The sequence below is a fragment of the Streptomyces sp. NPDC107471 genome, from assembly GCF_055582845.1.
The window spans coordinates 530,102-552,843 of sequence record NZ_JBVJPC010000001.1 but is presented as its reverse complement, the minus strand read 5'-3'; the positions used below and the strand labels follow the sequence as shown (position 1 = coordinate 552,843).

Sequence of the window (22,742 nt, the reverse complement as noted above, 5' to 3'; positions counted from 1 at the left end):
TGCTATGCGCCCGTCCGGTCCGGCGGCGGCCCCTAGGCGACGACCTCGGCCAGCAGGTCCTCCGCCCGCTCCGCCTCCGCCCGGTCGGCCAGGTCGTTGACGGCCGCGTTGAAGCGCTCCATCGAGGTCGGGCGGTCCGGGCCGAGCACGTACTCCTTGAGGGTGCGGCGCTGCGCGGCCATCGGGTCGTGGCGGGGTTCGCGGACCGCGCGCAGGATCTCCGGCAGCCGGGTGCAGGCCCGGTCGAGCAGATACGCCCCGCCCGCGGTGGTGTAGGCGGCCCGGAACTCCTCGTCGGGCAGGTCCTGGGCGTTGGTCAGGACGTACGGCTTGAGGCTGGCCACGAAGTCGGCGACCACCGAGGAGACGTCACTGACGAGGAGGTCCGCCTGGTTGAAGCACTCGTACAGGGTGGGGAGCTGTTCGAGGATCACGTGGTGGCGGGCGCCGCTCCGGCTGGCCCAGAAGACCCGGTGCCACTCGTCCCGCAGCTCCTGCCACTCGCCCGCGCCGTCCCCCTCCGGGACCCGCGCGTCCCTCAACTGCTGGGCGTCGTCGCCCTCGTGGCGTCCGGACAGCTCGTCGAGCCGGGCCCGGATCTCCTGGAGCCGGGTGCGCGTGGCGTCCGCGACCTTCTCCTCGTCGCCCCGCAGCATCTCCCTGATGGCCCGGTCCGCGGCGGCCGCCTCGGCCGAGCGCTTACCGGTGAGCGGGTGCGGCTTGTAGATGACCCGTACGTTCTCCGCCACGAGCCCCTGGACCAGCGGTACGCCCATCGGGATCAGGGAGGTGTGGCAGTCGTCGTCGCTCCAGCCCTCCCAGGTGGGCGCGTAGAGGACGACGGGCACCGGCCCGGGGACGTGCTCGGCGTGCGAGCGGACCGGGGCGAGCTGCGGGCGGCCCACCTCGACGATGGCCCCGTCGCTGATGGCGTGCCGCACCCGCCGGTAGCGGTCCCGGCCCGCCCGTCCGGCCACCCAGATCTCGTCGTACACCTTGCTGACGCGGTTGCTGCTGGCGAGCTTGTCGCTGTCGCCGTGGCCGATGAAGACGTGCTTGGCCTCGGCGATCCGCAGCATGTGGACGTTCTTGCCGGCGTTGCCGGGGTAGAGCACGACGCGGACGCCGGACAGCTCCAGCTCGGCCAGGTCGTCCGCCTTGGGCACGCAGATCACGGGGATGCGGGTGCGGGCGAGGAAGCGGAACGAGGCCCGCTCACGCAGCACGATCACCGGGCGCCGGTCGAGCTGCTCCAGCGTCTCGATCCACATGTTGACCTGGTACATGAAGTCCCGGGAGACCGCGGCGAAGCTGAAGTACAGGGCCACCTCGGGCCGGTAGCCGGCCAGTTGGCGGTTGACCTCGCCGATCACCGCGTCCCGGCCGGGCATCCGGCGGACCGCGCGGAACCGGCCCAGCAGGGCCGCCAGGGCGACCACGGCGGTGCCGATCGTCAGCGCGTAGCCGGCGTAGGCCGCGTACCAGGTTCCGGTCGCCAGCGCGACGATCAGGCCCGCGTGCGCGGGCAGGTCGAGGTGGAGCAGCTTGCGCAGGAAACGCCGGTAGAGATAGGCGGGGGGTCGTTCGGGTATCTCGATCCCGCTCATGTCGAGATTGCGCACGATCACCGGGAGCACGCGGCGCCGGCGGATCGCGTGGTGCAGCGCCGAATACATCATCACGAGCAGGAAATGGGCGCTGAGGACGGCGAGTCCGATGATCAGCACCGCGTCCGGCGCGTCCATGCGGTCCGCCAGGGCGAGCAGCATCACCGTGCGCACGGCGAACCGCATCGTGCGGCTGAGCTGCAGGGTCGCGAGGCGGCGGACGAATCCCGGGGCCCTGCTGTGCAGGGCCTCGTCGGCCAGGTACGTCACGGCCCACGCCGCTGTGAACCCCCACAGCGACGGCAGCAGCGCCAGGACGGGCAGCGCCGCGAAACCGGCGGCGAAAAGGAACACCAGGAGAAGTTCGGTTTTCCCGCTGACGCGCAGGACGGCGCACAACCGACGGATCGTCATGGGCAGGGCTTTCTCGAGCTACGGCAATGACCTTGATGTCGGCCAGTTCGACACGAGGAGGCGGTGAATGGTTGTACATCCGACGGTCGGAAAGAATTCACTTCCGATTAACGGGAGGGTGTAACTCCGTTTTCCTGCGAACGGGAACCGGAACGCCCTCCGGAGGCGTCCGGTACCGGGTCCGGCCCCTGGACGGATGCGCGGCGCCGCGTCCCCTTCGCGTACATTGCGGACGAGGTACCCACACGTGGCGCGAGGGGACAGGACACAAGGTGGCAGGGGCAAGGCAGGCCGTGGGCGAGGCCCGCAGGATCGTCGTCAAGGTCGGTTCCTCGTCGCTGACCACCGCCGCCGGCGGCCTCGACGCCGACCGGGTCGACGCGCTCGTCGACGTCCTCGCCAAAAGCCGCAGCGGGGGGGAGCGCGAGGTTGTGCTCGTGTCCTCCGGGGCCATCGCCGCCGGACTCGCCCCGCTCGGCCTGCGCCGCCGCCCCCGGGACCTCGCCCGCCAGCAGGCCGCCGCCAGCGTCGGCCAGGGCCTGCTCGTCGCCCGCTACACCGCCTCCTTCGCCCGCTACGGCGTCCGCGTCGGCCAGGTGCTGCTGACCAGCGACGACATGAGCCGTCGCGCCCACCACCGCAACGCCTCCCGCACCCTCGACAAGCTCCTCGCGATGGGCGCCCTGCCGATCGTCAACGAGAACGACACCGTCGCCACCGACGAGATCCGCTTCGGCGACAACGACCGGCTCGCCGCCCTGGTGGCCCACCTGGTCCACGCCGACCTGCTGGTCCTCCTCTCCGACGTCGACGGCGTCTACGACGGCGACCCCAGCAGGCCGGGCACCGCGCGGATAGCGGAGGTGCGGGGCCCCGAGGACCTGGCGCACGTCGAGATCGGCAGCGCCGGCAAGGCGGGCGTCGGCACCGGCGGCATGGTCACCAAGGTCGAGGCCGCCCGGATCGCGGCCGCCGCCGGCATCCCCGTGGTGCTGACCAGCGCGGTGCACGCGGCCGAGGCGCTGTCCGGCGGTGACACCGGCACCTACTTCCACCCCGCCGACAAGCGCTCCGCGGACCGGCTGCTGTGGCTCCAGCACGCGTCCACCCCGCAGGGCTCGCTGACCCTGGACGACGGCGCGGTGAAGGCGGTCGTGGACCGCCGCAAGTCGCTGCTGCCGGCCGGGATCGCCTCCGTCGAGGGGGAGTTCGTCGCGGGCGACCCCGTCGAACTGCGGGACGGCACCGGCCGGGCCGTGGCCCGCGGGCTCGTCAACTTCGACGCCAAGGAGATCCCGCGGCTGATCGGCCGCTCCACCCGGGAACTCGCGCGCGAGCTGGGACCGGCCTACGAGCGCGAGGTCGTCCACCGGGACGATCTGGCGATCCTGCATCCCTGAAGGCACCCCTGAAGCACCCCTGGGGACACCCCCGAGGGCCGAACCGGCGTCCTGCGCGGGTCCGGCTGCCCGAAAACGGGGTGAACGCCGTGCCAAGACCGTCGCCCTCAGGTGGACGTTCCGCAAAACCGCCCCACGAGCCCTTGCGGCCTGCTCAACTTTGTCCCAGGGACACATTCCGCCCGACCCGTGGGGTCGACCTGTGCATGAAGGAGGCCGTCGTGAGACGAGTGCGCCCTGGGGCGGCGGCGTCCCGCGCTGGTGCGGCGGCTTCCCGCGGCGGCTCCGGTCCCCCCGCGGGGACCGTGGCACGGGCCGCGGGCGAGGCCGGTGGGGCGGCCGCGCGGGCGGCCGGTGAGGAGCGCACCCTGACCAGCGTCGGGACAGGCGAGGAGCGGGCCCTGACGAGCGTCGCGGCCGGTGACCGGTACCAGGGCGAGGAGCCCCGGGACCTGCCGCGCCTGTGGCACGTCACCCTCAGCGTCTCCGGCGAGGAGGCCCCGCTGAAGGAGGTCAGGCGCGCCCTCGAACAGCTCGCCCACGACCATCCCTTCCTGCTGACCAGCCGCTACGCCAACGACCACGCGGAGATCCGGTACTGGGAGGAGGCCCGCGACCTGCACGACGCGGCCGCCGTCGCCCTGCGCCTGTGGGGCGAGCACCGCCAGACCGCGGGTCTGCCGCCCTGGGAGATCGTCGGCCTGGAGGTCATCGACCGCCAGACCTACCACCAGCGCATCGCCGAGGGATACGGACCGCCCCCGGCCACCCCGGTCGGCGCGCACCCCTTCTGAGGACGTCACCGTCGGCTTTGCGCGGTCCGGGGGTTCTGCGCGGCTTGTCTCGGGGTGTGGAACACGCGGTGAACGGCTCCGCGCCGCGCACTACCCTTCCCGTATGACCTCGCTCTCGCCGTACGACTCCATGACCCCGGTCATCCAGGCCGCCTACCGGGCCAAGGCCGCTGCCGCCGACCTCGCCCCGCTGCCCCGGGCCGAGAAGGACGACGCGCTGCTCGCCATCGCGGACGCCCTGGAGGTCCGTACGAGCGAGATCGTCGAGGCCAACGCCAAGGACGTCGCCAAGGCCCGCGAGGCCGGCACCGGCGAGTCGATCGTCGACCGGCTCACCCTCACCCCGGAGCGGGTGCGGGCCATCGCCTCCGACGTCCGGGACGTCGTGGCGCTGCCCGACCCGGTCGGCGAGGTCGTGCGCGGCTCGACCCTGCCGAACGGCATCGACCTGCGCCAGGTCCGCGTCCCGCTCGGCGTGGTCGGCATCATCTACGAGGCCCGCCCGAACGTCACGGTCGACGCCGCCGCCCTCTGCCTGAAGTCCGGCAACGCCGTCCTGCTGCGCGGCTCGGCCTCCGCCTACGAGTCGAACACCGCACTCGTCCGGGTCCTGCGCGACGCCGTGGGCGGGGCGGGACTGCCCGCCGACGCGATCCAGCTCGTGCCGGGCGAGTCCCGCGAGAGCGTGCGCGAGCTGATGCGCGCCCGCGGCCTGGTCGACGTGCTCATCCCGCGCGGCGGCGCCTCCCTGATCCAGACCGTGGTCACGGAGTCGATCGTCCCCGTCATCGAGACCGGCACCGGCAACTGCCACGTCTACGTCGACGCCCAGGCCGACCTCGACATGGCCGTCGACATCCTGATCAACTCCAAGGCCCAGCGGCCCAGCGTCTGCAACGCCGCCGAGACCCTCCTGGTCCACCAGGACATCGCCCCCGAGTTCCTGCCGCGTGCCCTGGACGCCCTCGCCGAGGCCGGCGTGACCGTCCACGCCGACCAGCGGGTCCTGGCGTACGCCAAGGACACCAAGGCGACCGTCGTCGAGGCGACCCTGGAGGACTGGGACACCGAGTACCTCTCCTACGACATCGCCGCCGCCGTCGTCGACTCGCTCGACAAGGCCGTCGAGCACATCCGGCTGTGGACCTCCGGCCACACCGAGGCCATCGTCACCACCTCCCAGCAGGCCGCCCGCCGCTTCACCCAACTGGTCGACTCCACGACCGTCGCGGTGAACGCCTCCACCCGCTTCACCGACGGCGGCCAGTTCGGCTTCGGCGCGGAGATCGGCATCTCCACCCAGAAGCTGCACGCCCGCGGCCCCATGGGCCTGCCGGAGCTCACCAGCACGAAGTACATCGTCACCGGCGACGGCCACATCCGCCGCTGAACCGCGCGCCCCGGGGCGCGCGGGAGGCGTCTCACACGGCGGATGAATTTCCATACCGTCTGCCCAAATTGACCCCCCAGGTCTACTCTGGATCCGTGCCGGAGGACGTGGGGGGCACGCCGTTCCCTGACGGCTGGGAGCCCGACGACGACCACGACCGCGGGGTGTCGGACGAAGAGTTCGCCTCCGTGGTCTTCGACGAGGCCTTCGTCCAGGCGGCCGTGGTGCACGAGCCGACCGCCGTGGAGCGCCTCCTGGCCGCCGCCCAGGCGAGAGCGGAGGCCTCCGAGGCCGAGGCCCGCCGCGCCGGCCCCAGAACCGAGCGGTACGACGACGGCTTCGGCCCCGGCGGTTTCGGCCATGATCCCGACCTGGACGACCTGGACGACACCGAGATCCTCCAGGGCCGCTACGGCGCCCCCGGGACGTACGGCAAACAGGTCCGCTGGCACCGCCCCGTCGCCTGGATGCTCGCCCTCGTCATGGGCATCGGCATGGTCGCGCTGGCCTTCACCGCGGTCTACCGGGGCGCCTCCTCCGGCAGCCGCGACCGGGTTCCGCCGCCCGCCTCGACCGGTCTGGAGCAGGGGAGCACGGTGACGCCCTCCGCGTCCGCCGACTACTCCCAGCCAGCGGTCTCCGCGGTCCCGCGAACGCCCTGACAATCCTGGTGAGAACCTGTCAGAACTTGTCGCACGGCAGGGCGTTTACCCGAGCTTCCCGAGACCTACCCTGAAGATATGGGAGGGCCAGGAGACCCACCTGAGGGGACACCCGAGGGCGGCCCCGTGGGTGGTGAGGACGAGTACCGATCCGTCGTCTTCGACGAGTCGTTCGTCCGCGCTGCCCGCCTCCAGGAGTACTCCGCGCGGGAGCGCATGTCCGACCACGCGCCCGCCGTCCGCCGCCGGCCGCCGCTGCGCCGGGGGCTGTCCCGGCAGGTGCTGGTCCTGGTCCTGCTGATCGCCGTCGCCTTCGGCACCGCGATCTACATGGGCGTACGGCACCCCTACCAGCCCTCCGCGATCCGGCAGCCCGCCGAACCCCTGCGGATGACCGTCATCCCGCTGGCCCCCGCGGGCGAGGTCCCGGGGCACGCCGACGCCGAGTACCTGTACGCGCACAGCCCCGCCGCCCAGTACCGCGTCGGCGCCGAGGGCATCCCGCTGCCGGCCTCCCGCCGCACCGCGCACTTCTCCGACAGCCAGGTGGTGTCCGCGCTGAGCACCGCCAAGGACTACATCGTGCGGTCCTCGCTCGACCCGGACGTGCTCGCCGGCGACCAGGTCCGTACCGTGCGGGTGCTCCTCGACACGGACCAACTCGACCAGTTCGACCAGAGCTTCGCCCACCCCGCCGCCGACGGCCGGCACGCGCCGACCGGATGGCTGGTCCGCTTCGACCCCGCCCAGGCGCGGCTGGCCGACGGCAGGATCCGGGTGCAGGGCAGTCTGCAGGCCGCCGAGACCGACGCGTCGACGCTGGAGGTCACGGCGGACCACACCTTCGTGTACGCCCTGCGGGCGGCGCGGGCCGGTGCCCCGAAGGAGGCCTCGCTGTTCACCGTCCGGCGGGAGCTGCACTTCCGCTTCGACCGCGACGACCTGCGGATGCACACGGCCCAGCTCGTCGTCTCGTACGTCCAGGCCGGACCGCTGTCCTGCGCGGAGGACTCCACGAACCGGCTGCACCCCCTGCTGGCCGGGCAGACCGCGAAAGCCGGCGGGCCGGCGGGGACGGACCCCTACGCCACCGGCAGTGCCACCGCCCTGTGCGGGTCGCTGGCCACCAGCGCGCAGCCGCGGGTGTGACGGCGGCCGGCCAGGATTCCCGGCCGGCCGCCCGTCGCGTGCCCGGAGGGCCTCAGCCTCCCGCGCTGTCCCGCGGGGTGTCCGTCGGGGGCTCGTCCTCCCGCGGGGCGGAGCCCGAGAAGCCGCCGAAGCCCCTGCGCACCCGGCCGCCCAGGTCGCCCGCGCCCCCCGCGATGTCGCTGACCAGCTTCATCAGGGGGTCCTTGGAGCTCTTGACGTTGGTCGCGTAGCTCGCCGCCGACTCACGGAAGGAGTCCGTGACCGAGGTGTCCTTGTCCTCGCTGCGGCGCGGGTAGTGGCCGTCCATGATCCGCTGGTGGTCGCGGGACTCGGCCCACTTCTTCAGCTCCGCCGCCCGCACGGTGGTGAAGGGGTGGGAACGCGGCAGGACGTTCAGGATCTTCAGCACGGAGTCGCGCAGGTCACCGCCCGCCTCGTACTCCTCGGCCTGCTTCAGGAACGCGTCCACGTTCATCTCGTGCAGGTGGTGACCGCCGGCCAGCTTCATCAGGCCCCGCATCGAGGCCTTCAGGTCCTGGCCGACCAGCAGGCCCGCCCGGTCCGCCGACAGCTCCGACTTGCGGAACCACTCGCGCAGCGCCGTCACGATCGCCATGATCGCGATGTTGCCCAGCGGGATCCACGCCACCCTGAGGGCGAGGCTGGTCAGGAACAGCAGGATGGTGCGGTAGACCGAGTGGCCGGACAGGGCGTGGCCCACCTCGTGGCCGACGACCGCCCGCATCTCCTCCTCGTCGAGCAGGTCGACCAGACCCGTGGTGACGACGATGATCGGCTCGTCCAGGCCGATGCACATCGCGTTGGGCTGCGGGTCCTGGTTGACGTACATCGGCGGGACCTTCTCCAGGTCCAGGATGTAGCACGCGTCCCGCAGCATGTCGTTGAGGTACGCGAACTGCTGGTCGGATACGCGCACCGAGTCGGACAGGAACAGCAGCCGCAGGCTCCGCTCGGGGAGCAGACCGCTGAGCGCCTTGAACACCGTGTCGAAGCCGCTCAGCTTGCGCAGCGCCACCAGGGCGGAGCGGTCCGCGGGGTGCTCGTACGCACGCGAGGAGATACCCGGGAAACGCCTGCGCTGCCTGCTCGGCACGTGCTCGTGTCCGTTGTTGTGGTGGCCGTCGTCGGACATGTCTTCCCCCAAGTGCGTCTTTGGCGGTGCCGTCTCCGGCTGTGCCCCTTCGGCCGCTCTGATCCTTTGCGGACCCTTGTGCGGCCCTTTGCGCCCCCGAAGCAGAGCCCAGCCTAGGCGGAGATAGCGTGGACGGGCAGTACAGCGAAGGAGTCCACGTCATGGAGCACACCCGGGCCGCCTGGCTCACCGAGGCCGCGAGCGCAGCCGAGCAGCAAGGGGCCGGAAACCTGCTCCGGGTGGTGCTGGTCGTGATGTTCCTGGGCTGTGCGTTCACCGCGTGGTTCCTGCTGCGGGGGTACAAGCGGAAGGACGACTGACGCAGGGCGAAGGTTCCCCGCCGCCCCCAACGGTGGAGTCGGCGTGATGGCCCTCACCGCGCCCGCTTACGATGGGCCGACATCTTTATCCCGCCCACCGGATAGGTCCTGACGAAGATGAGCTTCCACAGCACCGCTGCCCAGTTGGTCACCCTTGCCGCCGAGGGCGAGGAGCACGGCGGCAACCACGAGAGCCTCGACCCCCTGGTGACCGGCGGCGCCGCCTTCATCATCCTGCTGCTCCTGCTGTGGATCACCACTCGTTTCAACCGCGACCGCTGAGGCACGGAGTGTCCAAAGCGGGGCACTCCGGGCCTCCGCCGGCCGGGGTCCTCAGGACGGGCCGGTAGGGTCTGCACGCATGGGAGAGCAGGACATGCCTACCGGCCCGGGCAACGCCCCTTCGAGCCCCGGCAAACGCCGACTGGGCGTCATGGGCGGGACGTTCGACCCGATCCACCACGGGCACCTCGTGGCGGCCAGCGAGGTCGCCGCGCAGTTCCATCTGGACGAGGTGGTGTTCGTGCCCACGGGCCAGCCGTGGCAGAAGACCCACCGCAAGGTGTCCCCGGCCGAGGACCGCTATCTGATGACGGTCATCGCGACCGCCGAGAACCCGCAGTTCTCCGTCAGCCGCATCGACATCGACCGCGGCGGCGCGACCTACACCACGGACACCCTGCGCGACCTCAAGGCCCTCAACCCCGACACCGACCTCTTCTTCATCACGGGCGCCGATGCCCTCGGCCAGATCCTCACCTGGCGGGACGCGGAGGAGCTGTTCGCCCTCGCGCACTTCATCGGGGTCACCCGGCCCGGCCACACCCTGGCCGACCCCGGGCTCCCCGAGGGCGGTGTCTCGCTCGTCGAGGTCCCGGCCCTCGCCATCTCCTCCACCGACTGTCGGACGAGAGTCGCCAAGGGCGACCCCGTCTGGTACCTGGTGCCGGACGGCGTCGTGCGTTATATCGACAAGCGCGAGCTGTACCGCGGCGAGTGAGCCGAGAGGGGCACCGGTGAACGACCGATACGACGCGGGCTACGGCGACGACCAGGACAACCAGTACGCGCTGGTCGGCTACGACGACTACGGCCGACCGGTGTACCGGCAGGTCCCGCCGCAACAGCCCCCGCAGCAGCAGTACGACCCGTACGCCCAGCAGGGCTACGGCTACGACCCGTACGCCACGGGCAGCGGGCAGGCCGCGCCCTACGACACGGGCGCCCAGCAGCCCGTACCGCCCTACGACCCCTACGGCACCGGCGACACCGGTCAGCAGGCGCCCGTGCCGCCCTACGACCCCTACGCCGACGGCGGCCGGCAGGGCGGCGCCCCCGCGCCGGCGTACGACCCCTACGGCCAGGCCGCCGCGAGCGGCCGGCAGCCCCGGGTCGCCGAGCAGACCGCGTACATCCCGCAGCAGGGCGGACCGGTCGGGGGCACCCAGGCCGGTCAGGGCTACGCCGCGGGCTCTCAGGGCGGTCAGGGCGGTTCGCAGGCCGGGCAGGGGTACGCCGACGGTCCTCGGGCCGGGCAGGGGCACGCCGGCGGTCCTCAGGCCGGTGCGCGGGACGACGAGGGGGACGAACGGCAGTACCACACCGCGCAGTTCGCGTTCGTCGAGGAGCCCGACGGTGACTCCGAGGACGTCATCGACTGGCTCAACTTCACCGAGAACCGCACCGAGCGCCGGGAGGAGGCCAAGCGCCGCGCCCGCAGCCGGCTCGTCGCCCTGGTCGTCGTCCTCGCCCTGGTCGCGGTGGGCGGCGTCGGCTACCTCTGGTACGCCGGGAAGCTGCCCGGCCTGTCCGACCCGGAGAGCAAGAAGGGCACCACGATCGCGGCGAGCGCCCAGAACCGCGACGTGATCGTCGTCCATCTGCACAACACCACCGAGGGCGGCACCTCCACGGCACTGCTCGTCGACAACACCACCACCAAGCAGGGCACCACCGTCCTGATCCCCAACTCCCTCAACCTGACGGCCGACGACGGCGCCACGACGACCCTCGCCAAGTCCGTCGACGACGACGGCTCCTCCGGGACCGTCGACTCCCTCGACACCGTGCTCGGCACCGACATCGAGGGCACCTGGCGCCTGGACACCCCCTACCTGCAGAACCTGGTCGACCTCGTCGGCAACATCGACATCGACACCGATGTCGCCGTGCCCGACCCGGCCGCCAAGAAGAAGGGCCAGGCTCCCCTCGTGGGCAAGGGGAAGGACCAGACCCTCAGCGGCAAGATGGCCGTCGCCTACGCCACCTACCGCGGCGCGGGCGAGGCCCAGAACGCCCAACTCGAACGGTTCGGCCAGGTCCTTCAGGGCGTCCTGCGCAAGCTGTCCTCCGACCCGACGGCCGCGACCACCACCGTGCAGACGCTGGCCCAGATCCTCGACCCGTCCCTGACGGACAAGGACCTCGGCACCTTCCTCGCCAAGCTCGCGGACCTCGCCAAGAGCGGCGACTACAGGACCGCGCTGCTGCCCGTCCAGCAGGACGGCACCCTCAGCGCCGAGGCCAGTGCGAGCGTGGTCAAGGAGGTCCTGGGCGGCAAGGCGAAGAGCCCCGACAAGGACGCGGCCGTGAGCGTCTCGGTCCAGAACGCCACCGGCACCAAGGACAACACCGAGAAGGCCCGCGTCGTCCTCCTCAACGGCGGCTTCACCTTCGTCGACGGCGGCACGCCCGCCGCGGCCCGGTCCACGTCCAAGGTCGTCTACGCCGACGCCGCCGACAAGGCGAACGCCACCGAGGTCGCCAAGACCCTGGGCCTGCCCGGCAGCGCGGTCGACAAGGGCACGACCTCCTCGAGCGCGAACGTCTCCGTGATCCTCGGACAGGACTACGAGCCGGACTCCGCGTCCTAGGCCCGGCACCGCGCCCGGAGCGGCACCCCGCGTGATCTCCGTCATCACGTGGGGTGCCGTCGGCGGTCCGTGAGACCCTTGAGGTCAAGTGACCACCGACCGAAAGCCTTGTAGTGACCGCGACTGACCGTTCCCTCGAGCTCGTCAACACCGCCGCGCAGGCGGCCGCCGACAAGCTCGCCCACGACGTGATCGCCTACGACGTCAGCGACGTCCTCTCGATCACCGACGCCTTCCTGCTGGCGTCCGCACCCAACGACCGCCAGGTCAAGTCCATCGTCGACGAGATCGAGGAGAGGCTCTCCAAGGAGCTCGGCGCCAAGCCGGTGCGCCGCGAGGGCGACCGCGAGGCCCGCTGGGTCCTGCTCGACTACGTCGACATCGTCGTCCACGTCCAGCACAGCGAGGAGCGGGTCTTCTACGCCCTGGAGCGGCTGTGGAAGGACTGCCCCGAGCTGGAGCTGCCGGCCGACGCCAAGGCGACCCGCGGCAAGGGCGAGGAGCACGCGAAGCTCCGGGCCGAGGAGGACGACGCCGAGTACGGGGAACAGCGGTGACCACTCCCGCCGACCGCAAGGGCCGGGGCCGCCGCGTCATCCTGTGGCGGCACGGCCAGACCTCCTGGAACGTGGAGCGCCGCTTCCAGGGCACCACCGACGTCGAGCTCACCGAGACCGGCGTCGGCCAGGCCCGTCGCGCCGCCCGGCTGCTGGCCTCCCTCCAGCCCGACGCGATCGTCGCCTCCGACCTGCGGCGGGCCGCGCACACCGCCGCCGAGCTCGCCGCGCTCACCGACCTGGACGTAGCCCTCGACGAGGGCCTGCGCGAGACCTACGCCGGCGTCTGGCAGGGGCTGACGCACGAGGAGATCATCGCCCGGCACGGCGAGGAGTACGCCGCGTGGAAGCGCGGCGAGCCGATCCGCCGCGGCGGCGGCGAGCTGGAGACCGAGGTGGCCGACCGCGCCGCCCCCGTGGTGCTCCGGCACGCCGAGAAGCTGCCCGAGGACGGCACGCTCGTCGTGGTCAGCCACGGCGGCACCATCCGCACCACCATCGGCCGGCTGCTCGGTCTGGAGGCCCGGCACTGGGAGAGCCTCGGCGGCCTGTCCAACTGCTGCTGGTCCGTCCTCGGCCAGGGCGCGCGCGGCTGGCGCCTCCTGGAGCACAACGCCGGCACCCTCCCGGAGCCGGTGCTCGGCGACGACGACTGAGGGCCCTGGACCGGATTTCACTTTCCGGCAGGTCGCAGGCTAAAGTTCTTCTTGTTCGCCCCGCCGAGCGGGGCCGGACACCATGTGACTGCGTCGCGTGGACCAGGGGCTATAGCTCAGTTGGTAGAGCGCCTGCATGGCATGCAGGAGGTCAGGAGTTCAATTCTCCTTAGCTCCACTCGACGAAGATCCCGTCTCCCTCAGGAGGCGGGATTTTTCGCGTGTCTCCTCGTCCTCCGGTGTGTAGACCACGATCCGGCACTCGGGCATCCCGTCGATCGACAGCGACTGGGAGGTCATGCGCAGTTCGCCCACGGCCCGGTGGCGGAACGTCTTCACCCGGGGCCCCGGCGGCACCACCGCTCCGCTCGCCCAGATCTCGGCGAAGTCCGGGCTGGCCGCGGACAGCCCCCGGACGAACTCCTCCCAGGCCGGCTCGCCCACATGCCTGCCGTACGAGGACCGCAGCGTCGCCACCATCACCGGCAGCTCGCGCTCCCGGTGCATCAGCGGGCAGGCCTCGTCGGACACCGTGAACAGCGTCCACAGCGCGTTGGCCACCCCGATGTCGACGATCTCCGGTATCAGGAACAGGTCGCGGTAGCCGGCGTTCGTGGCCAGGATGTCGTAGCGCGAGTTGTAGACGACCGCCGGGAGCGGGTCGAGGGCGTCGATGATGCCCTGCACCTCCGGGCCCGTCGACCGCGTCAGCCGCTCCGGGTCCGGGACGAACGGCACCTGCGCCAGGCGGTACAGATGCTCCCGCTCCGGCGGGTCCAGCCGCAGGGTGCGGGCCACGGCGTCCAGGACCTGCGCGGAGGCGTTGATCGGCCGGCCCTGCTCCAGCCACGTGTACCAGGTCACCCCGACGCCGGAGAGCTGGGCGACCTCCTCGCGGCGCAGACCCGGGGTGCGGCGCCTGAGGCCGGGGGGCATCCCCACGTCGGCCGGGGTCACCCGGGCCCGCCTGCTGCGCAGGAAGGAGGCCAGCTCGGGCCGCCGGCGCTGTGCCGTCCGCGGCCCTGTCGTCATGTGTCCCGCCGTCGCGTTCGTCATCGTCGCGTTCGTCATCGTCGCGTCCCCCATCGCCACGTCCCCCTCGTCACGACCATCCTCGGTGCTGCGCCCGGCGCTTGCCAGGTGCTGGCAGTACCAGCATCGACGGGCTCTCGGCACCCGTACCCGGCCGTCCTCATGCTCGACGGCATGACCACAACGCCCCGGACGGGACCGAGTCCCGCGTCCGTATCCCCACCTGCCGAAAGTGAAGCACCCGCCACTGACAACCGGCCCCGGCCGCTGCTCGCACTCGTGCTCGCCGCCCAGTTCATGGCACTGCTCGACGTGTTCATCGTGAACGTCGCGGCGCCCACGATCGGCACGGAACTGCACGCTTCGGGCGCCCAACTCCAGCTCGTCGTCGCCGGGTACGCCATCACGTACTCGGTGCTGCTGATCACCGGCGCCCGGCTCGGCGAACGGTTCGGGCACGGCCGGGTCCACCTCGCCGGGCTCGCCCTGTTCACCGCGGCCTCGCTCGCCTGCGGTCTCGCCCAGGGCGCCACCGAGCTGATCGTCTTCCGGCTGGTGCAGGGCACCGGTTCGGCGGTGATGATCCCGCAGGTGCTCAGCCTGATCCAGCGCCACTTCACCGGCGAGGCCCGGATGAAGGCGCTCGGCTCCTACTCCGCGGTCCTCGCGGTCGGCGCCGCCGCCGGGCAGGTCGTCGGCGGGATCCTGGTCGGCGCCGACCTGTTCGGCACGGGCTGGCGGCCGGTGTTCCTGGTGAACGTACCGGTGGGGCTCGTCCTGCTGGCCCTGGGCGCGAGGGTCCTGCTGCCCGGGGACCGTCCGACGCCCCGGGACCGGGCGCGCGGCCTCGACCTGCCCGGCCTGGTGCTGCTCGGCGCGGCCGTGTCGCTGTGCACGGTGCCGCTCGTGCTCGGACAGGAGGCGGACTGGCCGCTGTGGTCCTGGCTGTCGATGGCCTCCGCCGCGGTCCTGTTCGCCGTCTTCTGCGGCTACGAGTCCCGGCTGGCCCGGCGCGGCGGTGCCCCGCTGATCACGCCGAGCGTGCTGCGCCACCCCGGCATGGGGCGCGCCGCCTTCCGGATCATGGCGGTCATGGCCGTCAACGGCGGCTTCCTCTTCGCGCTCACCCTCCATGTGCAGGGCGGCCTCGGCTACAGCCCGCTGCGGGCCGGGCTCTCCTTCGCGCCGACCGCGGTGATCTTCGGCATCGTCGGATTGACCTGGCGCCACTGGCCCGCGCCCTGGCAGCGGCTCCTGACGCCCGCCGGGTTCATGATCACCGCGCTGGCCGCGCTGGGCGTCGGCCTGGCGCTGAAGGGCGGAGGCGAGGGCGGCGTCGCGCTGTACGCCGCGTACGCCGGCGTGGGCGTGGGGCTCGCGCTCGCCTTCAGTCCGACGCTCACCGGGGCGCTGGCCACGGTGCCGCCCCGGCACGCGGCGGACGCCAGCGGACTGCTGGCCACGGTCACCCAGCTCGGCCAACTGGTAGGAGTGGCGGGCTTCGGCACACTGTTCTTGAACCGACTTGAGTCACTCGGCCCCTCTGAGGCGTATACCTCTGCGGAGGCGCTGTGGACGTGCATGTTCGCGCTGGCCGGGACCGCCGCGGTGGGCGCCGTGTCCGGACTGGTACGCAGGCGTCGCTGACCGTATTGGTCCGGCCGTGGCAGAATCAAACGGCCGGAAGGGGGCGCGGCCCGACGGGAGGGAGCAGTGATGCCTGCGAGCATCATCGTGGAGGTCGGCCACCTCCGCGACGCGGCGTCGACACGGGACACGACGGTCCGACTCATCTGCCCTTCCTGCGGTTCTGTCCACGTGGCGCAAGTACTCGGCGACAACGGCGGAATCTCCTACGTGTGCACGGCCTGCGGCCACTGCTGGAGCTGATTGATGGGTGCACACAGGCGAAAGTGCGACTGGTGCGGCAGCGGGACTCCGATCGTGCGCGACATGGAGCCGGTCAATCCCGACTACCAGTACTGGTGCGAGGAGTGCGCGCGGGCGCTGATCATAAAAGGCGACCCCATCGAGACGTACCGCGAACTCGAGGGCGAGCCGATCTACGGTCGCCTTCTGGAGGAACACTGCACGCTGAAGCGGTTCTACTCGTTCGTGACCGCTTGACGTCGTTCCTCCTGCCCCCAGGGAAACGATTTGGTGTTCCACCCGGTGGACCGTGTAATGTTGGCGTCGCCGCCAGGGAAACCGGGTGGCACGCGACACGGGGCTATAGCTCAGTTGGTAGAGCACCTGCATGGCATGCAGGGGGTCAGGAGTTCAAATCTCCTTAGCTCCACAGAAAGATCCCGTCGGATCATGTGATCCGGCGGGATTCCTTGTTTTCAGGGGCAGTTACGACCGAGGGGGCCGCCCGATCCGGGCGGCCCCCTCGGTGCTGTCGCTCAGCGGCCCAGCGCACGCCGTCCGCGGCCCTGGGACAGGACCGGCAGGTTGCGGGTGGGCCCCTTGTCGCGGGGGCTCTCCTCCTCCAGGCGCAGGGCCAGCGCGGGGCAGCGGCGCACCGCGCGCAGAGCCTTCGCCTCGGCGTAGCGCGGCACCTGGGCCTGGGCGACGGTCGGGAAACCGTCGGCGCCGAGCTCGAACACCTCGGGGAGGATGTCGGCGCACAGGCCGTGCCCCCGGCACAGCGTCCAGTCGACGTAGATCTTCTGACGGCTGGGACCGGTCTCCTCGGCCTCGCCGCCGCCCGGGATGCCGGTGGGCATCCTCCCGCCCTCGAAGAGCGGCAGAACGCCCTCCACGGGCCGTCCGCAGCCGTTGCCGAGGACATGGGCGGCCAGGTCGTCCGTGAACGCCTTGATGGTCGACTCCAGGAACATCGCGGAGCCGTCCGGGTGCGAGCACGCGCCGCGCCGCTTCACGTTCTTGGCGACCTGCTTGAGCGCCTCCAGGGCGGCCGGACCGCCGCCGTTGAGGATGTCCTCCATGCCGCGCGCGGCGGCCGGCAGACCGAGGTAGCAGGGGCCGCACTGGCCCGCGCTCTCCTCGGCCAGCCACTGCGCCACCCGCAGCGACTCGCCCAGCGGGCAGGTGTCCTGAGTGATCGGCAGGATCGCGCCGGCACCGAGCGCGCCTCCCACGGCGTCCAGGGAGTTGCGGGAGACGATCGCCTCGTTGACCGTCGCCGCGTCGATCCACTTGCCGTGGTAGCCGCCGGTCAGCACACCCTGCGGCACCGGCGGGGCGCCGGCCAACTGCAGGACGTAGCGCAGCGGTACGCCCGTGGGGACCTCGATCACCATGGGGCGCGCGACGGCCCCGGAGACCGTGAGCATGACGGTGCCCGGCTCGTCGTAGAGCCCGGTGTTGCCGTAGCGCTCCGGGCCGATGCGGGCGGCGATCGCCAACTGCGCGAAGGTCTCGGCGTTGGACAGCAGGGTCGGCGCGCCGCCCACGCCGCTCTGGGACGCGCTGATCTTGCGGCCGGGCGGGATCGCCGGGCCGCCGTCGATGGAACGGATCAGTGACGCGGCCGCTCCGGTGACCATACGGACGGGATTGCGCTGCACGCGTGCGCGTAGCGCCGATCTGCGGCCGTTGCTGAGCCCGCGCTCGGCGAGGGCCGCCTCCATGGAGCGCTGGGTGGACTCCCGGGTGACCCCCACCACGAGCGTGCGGGCACCCAGGGCCTCGGCGGCCAGGAGGGCGCCGTCCAGGATGAGGTGCGGGGCACGGTTGATGAGCACCGTGTCCTTGCGGCAGGCGGGTTCGTCCTCGCTGCCGTTGACGACGACGACCGGCCGGACGCCGCGCTTGATCGCCGCCTCGGCGACCGAGCGCAGCTTCTTGTGGAAGGGGAAGCCGGCACCGCCGCGCCCCTTCAGGTTGATGGCTTCGGAGAGCTTCGCGAGTTGCTCGCCGCCCATGGGTTCGAGCGGCCCGTGCACCTTCAGGTGCATGGGCAGGTCAAGTCGTTCGACAAGGTCGAAGCCCGACGTGAGCTGGGGAAGACCGACCACGCGGACTTCGGGTACGTCGGGCAGGGCCTCGTTCACCTATAGCCTCCGGAAGGCGTGTTCCAAGGTTCGCCCGGACCCGGTGAGTCGAAGTCGTACGACTGACCGGGCGTTGGATCAGTGGCGGGACCGCTGTTGTACGTGTCGTTCGGGTTGTACGTGCCGTAAAGGGTGTTCGTCTCACCGGTGTCGCGTACATCACCTGTGAGGTAGCCGGCGGTGCCCGAATTGCCGCCATAGGTCGGGATGTTGTAGCCCGTGTCCTGGAGCGGGTCGTAGGCGGAGGGGGGTGCCTCGCCGACCGGCGGCGGGGACGGGACGGGCCAGCTCCCGGAGGTGCTGCCGCTGTCCATGCGGGCGATGGGGTCGGTGGCGGCCTGCATGTCCATCGGCATGTCCATGCGTGCGGTCTGGCCGGTGTCGAAGGGCTGCTGGGCGCCCGGGGACATGGCGCGGTAGGCGGCGGCGAACCCGCTGCCCGCGGGCTCGGCCGCGGGAGGGGCCTGGTAGGCGGGTACGGAGCCGGTCTGGCTCAGGCCCTCGTAGCCCGGCAGGGACGACTCGGAGCGCCGGCCCGCGGACTCGGCTCCCCTGCGGCCCTCGCGGCCCGGTGCGGCGCTCTCCGCGGCCCTCCTGGCCCGGCTGGCCTCCAGCTCCTCGCGGCCCGGCCGCTCCTCGGCGCCCAGGAGCATGGCGACCCGGTCGGTGACCTTGCGCTTGAACGGGCGCGGGGCCGAGCGCAGGGCCAGGGCCGCGATGACGGCGAGCACGCAGAGCGCGTACATGTAGGTGAAGATCGGGGCCTTGACCGCGCGCCCCGCGTACAGGCCGTGGATCAGCCCGGCGCACCAGGCCGGGTAGGCCAGCATGTGCATGGCCCGCCAGCGGGCCGCGACCGGGGCGGGGGACGCGAAGCGGTTGCGCAGGGCGCCGGTGATGCCGACGAAGATCATGAGCTGGCCGGCCAGGGTGCCCAGGCCGATGAGGCCCCCGCTGCTGCTGAAGCCGAGCCCGAACGGGATGAACGCGGCGATCCACGTCGTGTGCTCAAGGGTGAGTTTGATTCCGATGTGCAGCAGAAGGAACGCGATCGAGCCCACCGCGGTGATCCGGTGCACGCCCTGGGCGACGATCCGCTGGCGGGTGTTGAGGATCAGCCGGTCCTGCGCGACCAGCCCCCAGATCACGGAGCAGGTGAGCAGGACAAGCGTCACCACGCCCGCCCCGAAGTTGAGGAAGTCCTGGAGCCAGACGCCTCCGTACACCACGACCAGAGGGATGGCCAGCAGGAAGACGGCCGTCGCCACCCCATAGGCCGACCGGCCCGTCCGGGGGAGCGTGCTGTTGCTACTACGAGGGTTCATGGGGGCAACTCCGAGCGGTTCGGGAAGGCGGTCCCGCTGCCGCACTCTAAGTGGCGCCATACCGATGGGTACGACGTTTGAGTTATTGCGTTGTTATCAAACGGCCGTGGGGCTGCTGTGATGCCCCTTAGTAGCTGTTACGCGAAGTAATCATTGACCTTGGTTCAGTTCCTGTCGGATCGGACGGTGCGCTCGACTGCGGCGGCGAGTGCGGCACCCGGTGCCGAAGAGGCATACGTAAGCTCGTCGCGGCTTGCTCAACGGCTGCGGTACTCTGACGCCATGCGTGCCGTACGCCTTCTGCTTAGCGAGCCGCGCTGATCAGTCCCGACCACCGGTGAAGACGTGGTCGGAATCGGCGCGGCGTCCCCTCCTGTGCGAGGGGATTTTTCGTTTCCGGACGACACAGCCGCTGGCAGAGACGATCGATGGAGCTTTGAGGACATGAGCGAGACGAACCCCGCTGCCCCCGCCGAGGTGGCCGCGCCGCACCGCTACACGGCCGCCGTCGCGGCCGAGATCGAGGCACGCTGGCAGGACTTCTGGGACGCCGACGGCACCTACGCGGCGCCGAACCCCAAGGGCGACCTGGCGGGCGACCCCGAGCTGGTTGCCAAGCCCAAGAAGTTCATCATGGACATGTTCCCGTATCCCTCGGGCGCCGGCCTGCACGTCGGCCACCCGCTGGGCTACATCGCCACCGACGTCTTCGCCCGCTTCCAGCGGATGACGGGGCACAACGTCCTGCACACCCTGGGCTTCGACGCCTTCGGCCTGCCCGCCGAGCAGCACGCCGTGCAGACCGGCGAGCACCCGCGGATCACCACCGAGGCCGCGATCAACAACATGAAGTCCCAGCTCCGCCGGCTGGGCCTGGGCCACGACAAGCGCCGGTCGTTCGCCACGATCGACCCGGACTACTACAAGTGGACCCAGTGGATCTTCCTGCAGATCTTCAACTCCTGGTACGACGACGAGGCGAACAAGGCGCGCCCGATCGCCGAGCTGGTGGCCGCGTTCGAGTCCGGTGAGCGCGCGGTCCCCGGCGGCCGGTCCTGGGACTCCCTGACCGCCGCCGAGCGCGCCGACCTCCTGGGCGAGTACCGCCTGGCCTACGCCTCCGACGCCCCGGTCAACTGGTGCCCGGGCCTGGGCACCGTGCTGGCCAACGAGGAGGTCACCGCCGACGGCCGCTCCGAGCGCGGCAACTTCCCGGTCTTCAAGGCCAAGCTGCGCCAGTGGAACATGCGGATCACCGCGTACGCCGACCGCCTGCTGGACGACCTGGACGAGCTGGACTGGCCCGAGGCCATCAAGCTGCAGCAGCGCAACTGGATCGGCCGCTCCGAGGGCGCCCGCGTCGACTTCCCGATCGACGGCGAGCGCATCACCGTCTTCACCACCCGCCCCGACACCCTGTTCGGCGCGACCTACATGGTGCTGGCGCCCGAGCACCCGCTGGTCGAGAAGTTCACGCCGCAGGAGTGGCCCGAGGGCACGCACGACGTGTGGACCGGCGGCCACGCCACGCCCGCCGAGGCCGTCGCCGCCTACCGCGCGCAGGCCGCCTCCAAGTCCGACGTGGAGCGGCAGGCCGAGGCCAAGGACAAGACCGGCGTCTTCATCGGCGCGTACGCCACCAACCCGGTCAACGGCGAACGGATCCCGGTCTTCATCGCCGACTACGTCCTGATGGGCTACGGCACCGGCGCGATCATGGCCGTCCCGGCGGGCGACCAGCGCGACTTCGAGTTCGCGCGCGCCTTCGAGCTGCCGATCCAGTGCATCGTCGAGCCGACCGACGGCCGGGGCACCGACACCTCGACGTGGGAGGACGCCTTCTCGTCCTACGACGCCAAGATCATCAACTCCAACGGCCGGGGCGTCTCCCTGGACGGCCTGGGGGTCGTCGAGGCCAAGGCGCGCATCACCGAGTGGCTGGAGCGCGAGGGCATCGGCGAGGGCACCGTCAACTTCCGGCTGCGCGACTGGCTGTTCAGCCGCCAGCGCTACTGGGGCGAGCCCTTCCCGATCGTCTACGACGAGGACGGCATCGCGCACTCGCTGCCCGAGTCGATGCTGCCGCTGGAACTGCCCGAGGTCGAGGACTACTCGCCGCGCACCTTCGACCCGGACGACGCGGACACCTCCCCGGAGACCCCGCTGTCCCGCAACGAGGACTGGGTCAACGTCACCCTGGACCTGGGCGACGGCCCCCGGAAGTACCGGCGTGAGACCAACACCATGCCCAACTGGGCCGGTTCCTGCTGGTACGAACTGCGCTACCTGGACCCGCACAACGACTCCGTCCTGGTCGACCCCGAGATCGAGCAGTACTGGATGGGCCCCCGCGCGGGTCAGCCGCACGGCGGCGTCGACCTGTACGTCGGCGGCGCCGAGCACGCCGTGCTGCACCTGCTGTACGCGCGCTTCTGGTCCAAGGTCCTGTTCGACCTGGGACACGTCTCCTCGGCCGAGCCGTTCCACAAGCTGTTCAACCAGGGCATGATCCAGGCCTTCGTCTACCGCGACAGCCGTGGCTTCCCGGTACCGGCCGCCGAGGTCGAGGAGCGCGACGGCCAGTTCTTCTACGCCGGTGAGCAGGTCAAGCGCGAGCTGGGCAAGATGGGCAAGTCCCTGAAGAACGCCGTCACCCCCGAGGCGATCTGCGAGGAGTACGGCGCCGACACCCTGCGCCTGTACGAGATGGCGATGGGCCCGCTGGACGTCTCGCGGCCGTGGGACACGCGCGCGGTGGTCGGCCAGTACCGCCTGCTGCAGCGGCTGTGGCGCAACATCGTCGACGAGGCCACCGGAGAGGTGACCGTCGTCGACGCCGAGCCCGACGAGGCCACGCTGCGCGCCCTGCACAAGGCGATCGACGGGGTCCGCCAGGACCTGGAGGGCCTGCGCTTCAACACGGCCATCGCCAAGGTCACGGAGTTGAACAACCACCTGACCAAGACGGGCGGCGCGGTCGCGCGTCCGATCGCCGAGGCGCTGGTGCTGCTGATCACGCCGCTGGCCCCGCACATCGCCGAGGAGCTGTGGCACAAGCTGGGCCACACCGACTCGGTCGTCCACCAGGACTTCCCGGTCGCCGACCCGCGGTACGTCGTGGACGAGACCGTGACCTGCGTGGTCCAGATCAAGGGCAAGGTCAAGGCCCGCCTGGAGGTCTCGCCGGCCATCTCCGACGACGAGCTGGAGAAGGTCGCGCTGGCCGACGAGAAGGTCGTGGCGGCGCTGGACGGGGCGGGCATCCGCAAGGTGATCGTGCGGGCGCCGAAGCTGGTGAACATCGTTCCGGCGTGACGCCCCCTAAGGGTCTCGTGCGGGCAGGTTCGGGGTTCCTCCGGAACTCCGGGCCTGCCCGTCGCGTTTACCTTGG

Annotated in this window: 20 protein-coding genes and 2 tRNA genes; 17 read left to right on the top strand and 5 right to left on the bottom strand. The window is 71.3% G+C overall.

Annotated elements, in window-relative coordinates; translation table 11 throughout:
* Positions 1-32: 32 nt before the first annotated feature.
* Positions 33-2,021, bottom strand: coding sequence for a hypothetical protein (locus ACZ66S_RS02490; protein ID WP_469899078.1), 1,989 nt, complete (start codon positions 2,019-2,021; stop codon positions 33-35).
* 293 nt (positions 2,022-2,314) lie between these two features.
* On the opposite strand from ACZ66S_RS02490, the gene proB reads away from it, so the two are divergent.
* The 5 genes from proB to ACZ66S_RS02465 all read left to right on the top strand — a co-directional run bounded on the left by proB (position 2,315) and on the right by ACZ66S_RS02465 (position 7,416).
* The gene (proB, locus tag ACZ66S_RS02485) at positions 2,315-3,421 is read left to right on the top strand and encodes a glutamate 5-kinase (RefSeq protein WP_469899664.1); all 1,107 of its coding nucleotides are present in this window, start codon (positions 2,315-2,317) and stop codon (positions 3,419-3,421) included.
* A 206-nt stretch (positions 3,422-3,627) separates the two neighbouring features.
* Positions 3,628-4,215 (top strand): hypothetical protein, encoded by a 588-nt coding sequence (locus tag ACZ66S_RS02480; protein ID WP_469899077.1) that lies wholly within the window; start codon positions 3,628-3,630, stop codon positions 4,213-4,215.
* 103 nt (positions 4,216-4,318) lie between these two features.
* Positions 4,319-5,605 (top strand): glutamate-5-semialdehyde dehydrogenase, encoded by a 1,287-nt coding sequence (locus ACZ66S_RS02475; protein WP_469899075.1) that lies wholly within the window; start codon positions 4,319-4,321, stop codon positions 5,603-5,605.
* A 95-nt stretch (positions 5,606-5,700) separates the two neighbouring features.
* The gene (locus tag ACZ66S_RS02470) at positions 5,701-6,267 is read left to right on the top strand and encodes an SCO2584 family spore wall biosynthesis protein (protein WP_469899073.1); all 567 of its coding nucleotides are present in this window, start codon (positions 5,701-5,703) and stop codon (positions 6,265-6,267) included.
* 78 nt (positions 6,268-6,345) lie between these two features.
* Positions 6,346-7,416 carry an SCO2583 family membrane protein gene (locus ACZ66S_RS02465; protein ID WP_469899072.1) on the top strand — a complete coding sequence of 357 codons (1,071 nt, stop codon included), beginning with the start codon at positions 6,346-6,348 and terminating at the stop codon, positions 7,414-7,416.
* 52 nt (positions 7,417-7,468) lie between these two features.
* On the opposite strand, the gene ACZ66S_RS02460 is transcribed toward ACZ66S_RS02465, so the two are convergent.
* The gene (locus ACZ66S_RS02460; RefSeq protein WP_469899070.1) at positions 7,469-8,569 is read right to left on the bottom strand and encodes a M48 family metallopeptidase; all 1,101 of its coding nucleotides are present in this window, start codon (positions 8,567-8,569) and stop codon (positions 7,469-7,471) included.
* Positions 8,570-8,730: 161 nt separating this feature from the next.
* Here ACZ66S_RS02460 and ACZ66S_RS02455 point away from each other — a divergent pair, with 161 nt between their 5' ends.
* From ACZ66S_RS02455 to ACZ66S_RS02425, 7 genes are all read left to right on the top strand, one after another.
* On the top strand, positions 8,731-8,889 hold the full coding sequence (locus ACZ66S_RS02455; protein ID WP_356587255.1) for a hypothetical protein: 159 nt from the start codon (positions 8,731-8,733) through the stop codon (positions 8,887-8,889).
* A 117-nt stretch (positions 8,890-9,006) separates the two neighbouring features.
* A complete protein-coding gene (locus ACZ66S_RS02450) occupies positions 9,007-9,171 on the top strand; it encodes a hypothetical protein (protein WP_020136208.1) in 165 nt (54 codons plus the stop codon).
* A gap of 79 nt (positions 9,172-9,250) precedes the next feature.
* Complete coding sequence (gene nadD / locus ACZ66S_RS02445) at positions 9,251-9,889, top strand: nicotinate-nucleotide adenylyltransferase (protein ID WP_469899069.1); 639 nt, start codon at positions 9,251-9,253, stop codon at positions 9,887-9,889.
* Between the two features lie 16 nt (positions 9,890-9,905).
* Complete coding sequence (locus ACZ66S_RS02440; protein ID WP_469899067.1) at positions 9,906-11,762, top strand: LCP family protein; 1,857 nt, start codon at positions 9,906-9,908, stop codon at positions 11,760-11,762.
* A 113-nt stretch (positions 11,763-11,875) separates the two neighbouring features.
* A complete protein-coding gene (gene rsfS / locus ACZ66S_RS02435; protein ID WP_053849605.1) occupies positions 11,876-12,319 on the top strand; it encodes a ribosome silencing factor in 444 nt (147 codons plus the stop codon).
* Positions 12,316-12,975 (top strand): histidine phosphatase family protein, encoded by a 660-nt coding sequence (locus ACZ66S_RS02430; protein WP_469899065.1) that lies wholly within the window; start codon positions 12,316-12,318, stop codon positions 12,973-12,975. Before rsfS ends, ACZ66S_RS02430 begins: the two co-directional genes overlap by 4 nt.
* A 105-nt stretch (positions 12,976-13,080) precedes the next feature.
* Positions 13,081-13,153, top strand: a tRNA-Ala gene (locus ACZ66S_RS02425).
* Here ACZ66S_RS02425 and ACZ66S_RS02420 read toward each other — a convergent pair.
* The gene (locus ACZ66S_RS02420; RefSeq protein WP_469899663.1) at positions 13,135-14,031 is read right to left on the bottom strand and encodes a helix-turn-helix transcriptional regulator; all 897 of its coding nucleotides are present in this window, start codon (positions 14,029-14,031) and stop codon (positions 13,135-13,137) included. The two genes, ACZ66S_RS02425 and ACZ66S_RS02420, sit on opposite strands and share 19 nt — an antisense overlap.
* Positions 14,032-14,286: 255 nt before the next feature.
* Here ACZ66S_RS02420 and ACZ66S_RS02415 point away from each other — a divergent pair, with 255 nt between their 5' ends.
* The 4 genes from ACZ66S_RS02415 to ACZ66S_RS02400 all read left to right on the top strand — a co-directional run bounded on the left by ACZ66S_RS02415 (position 14,287) and on the right by ACZ66S_RS02400 (position 16,306).
* Positions 14,287-15,654, top strand: coding sequence for an MFS transporter (locus ACZ66S_RS02415; RefSeq protein WP_469899063.1), 1,368 nt, complete (start codon positions 14,287-14,289; stop codon positions 15,652-15,654).
* A 69-nt stretch (positions 15,655-15,723) separates the two neighbouring features.
* Positions 15,724-15,897, top strand: coding sequence for a hypothetical protein (locus ACZ66S_RS02410; RefSeq protein ID WP_469899062.1), 174 nt, complete (start codon positions 15,724-15,726; stop codon positions 15,895-15,897).
* A gap of 3 nt (positions 15,898-15,900) precedes the next feature.
* Positions 15,901-16,134 (top strand): hypothetical protein, encoded by a 234-nt coding sequence (locus tag ACZ66S_RS02405; RefSeq protein WP_003976229.1) that lies wholly within the window; start codon positions 15,901-15,903, stop codon positions 16,132-16,134.
* 99 nt (positions 16,135-16,233) lie between these two features.
* A tRNA-Ala gene (locus ACZ66S_RS02400) sits at positions 16,234-16,306 on the top strand.
* Between the two features lie 106 nt (positions 16,307-16,412).
* Here ACZ66S_RS02400 and ACZ66S_RS02395 read toward each other — a convergent pair.
* The gene (locus ACZ66S_RS02395; RefSeq protein ID WP_469899060.1) at positions 16,413-18,026 is read right to left on the bottom strand and encodes an NADH-ubiquinone oxidoreductase-F iron-sulfur binding region domain-containing protein; all 1,614 of its coding nucleotides are present in this window, start codon (positions 18,024-18,026) and stop codon (positions 16,413-16,415) included.
* Positions 18,023-19,351 carry a cytochrome b/b6 domain-containing protein gene (locus ACZ66S_RS02390; protein WP_469899059.1) on the bottom strand — a complete coding sequence of 443 codons (1,329 nt, stop codon included), beginning with the start codon at positions 19,349-19,351 and terminating at the stop codon, positions 18,023-18,025. Before ACZ66S_RS02390 ends, ACZ66S_RS02395 begins: the two co-directional genes overlap by 4 nt.
* Before the next feature lie 444 nt (positions 19,352-19,795).
* Between ACZ66S_RS02390 and leuS the strand changes: the two genes are divergently transcribed.
* The gene (gene leuS / locus ACZ66S_RS02385) at positions 19,796-22,666 is read left to right on the top strand and encodes a leucine--tRNA ligase (RefSeq protein WP_469899057.1); all 2,871 of its coding nucleotides are present in this window, start codon (positions 19,796-19,798) and stop codon (positions 22,664-22,666) included.
* The last annotated feature ends 76 nt before the right edge of the window (positions 22,667-22,742 follow it).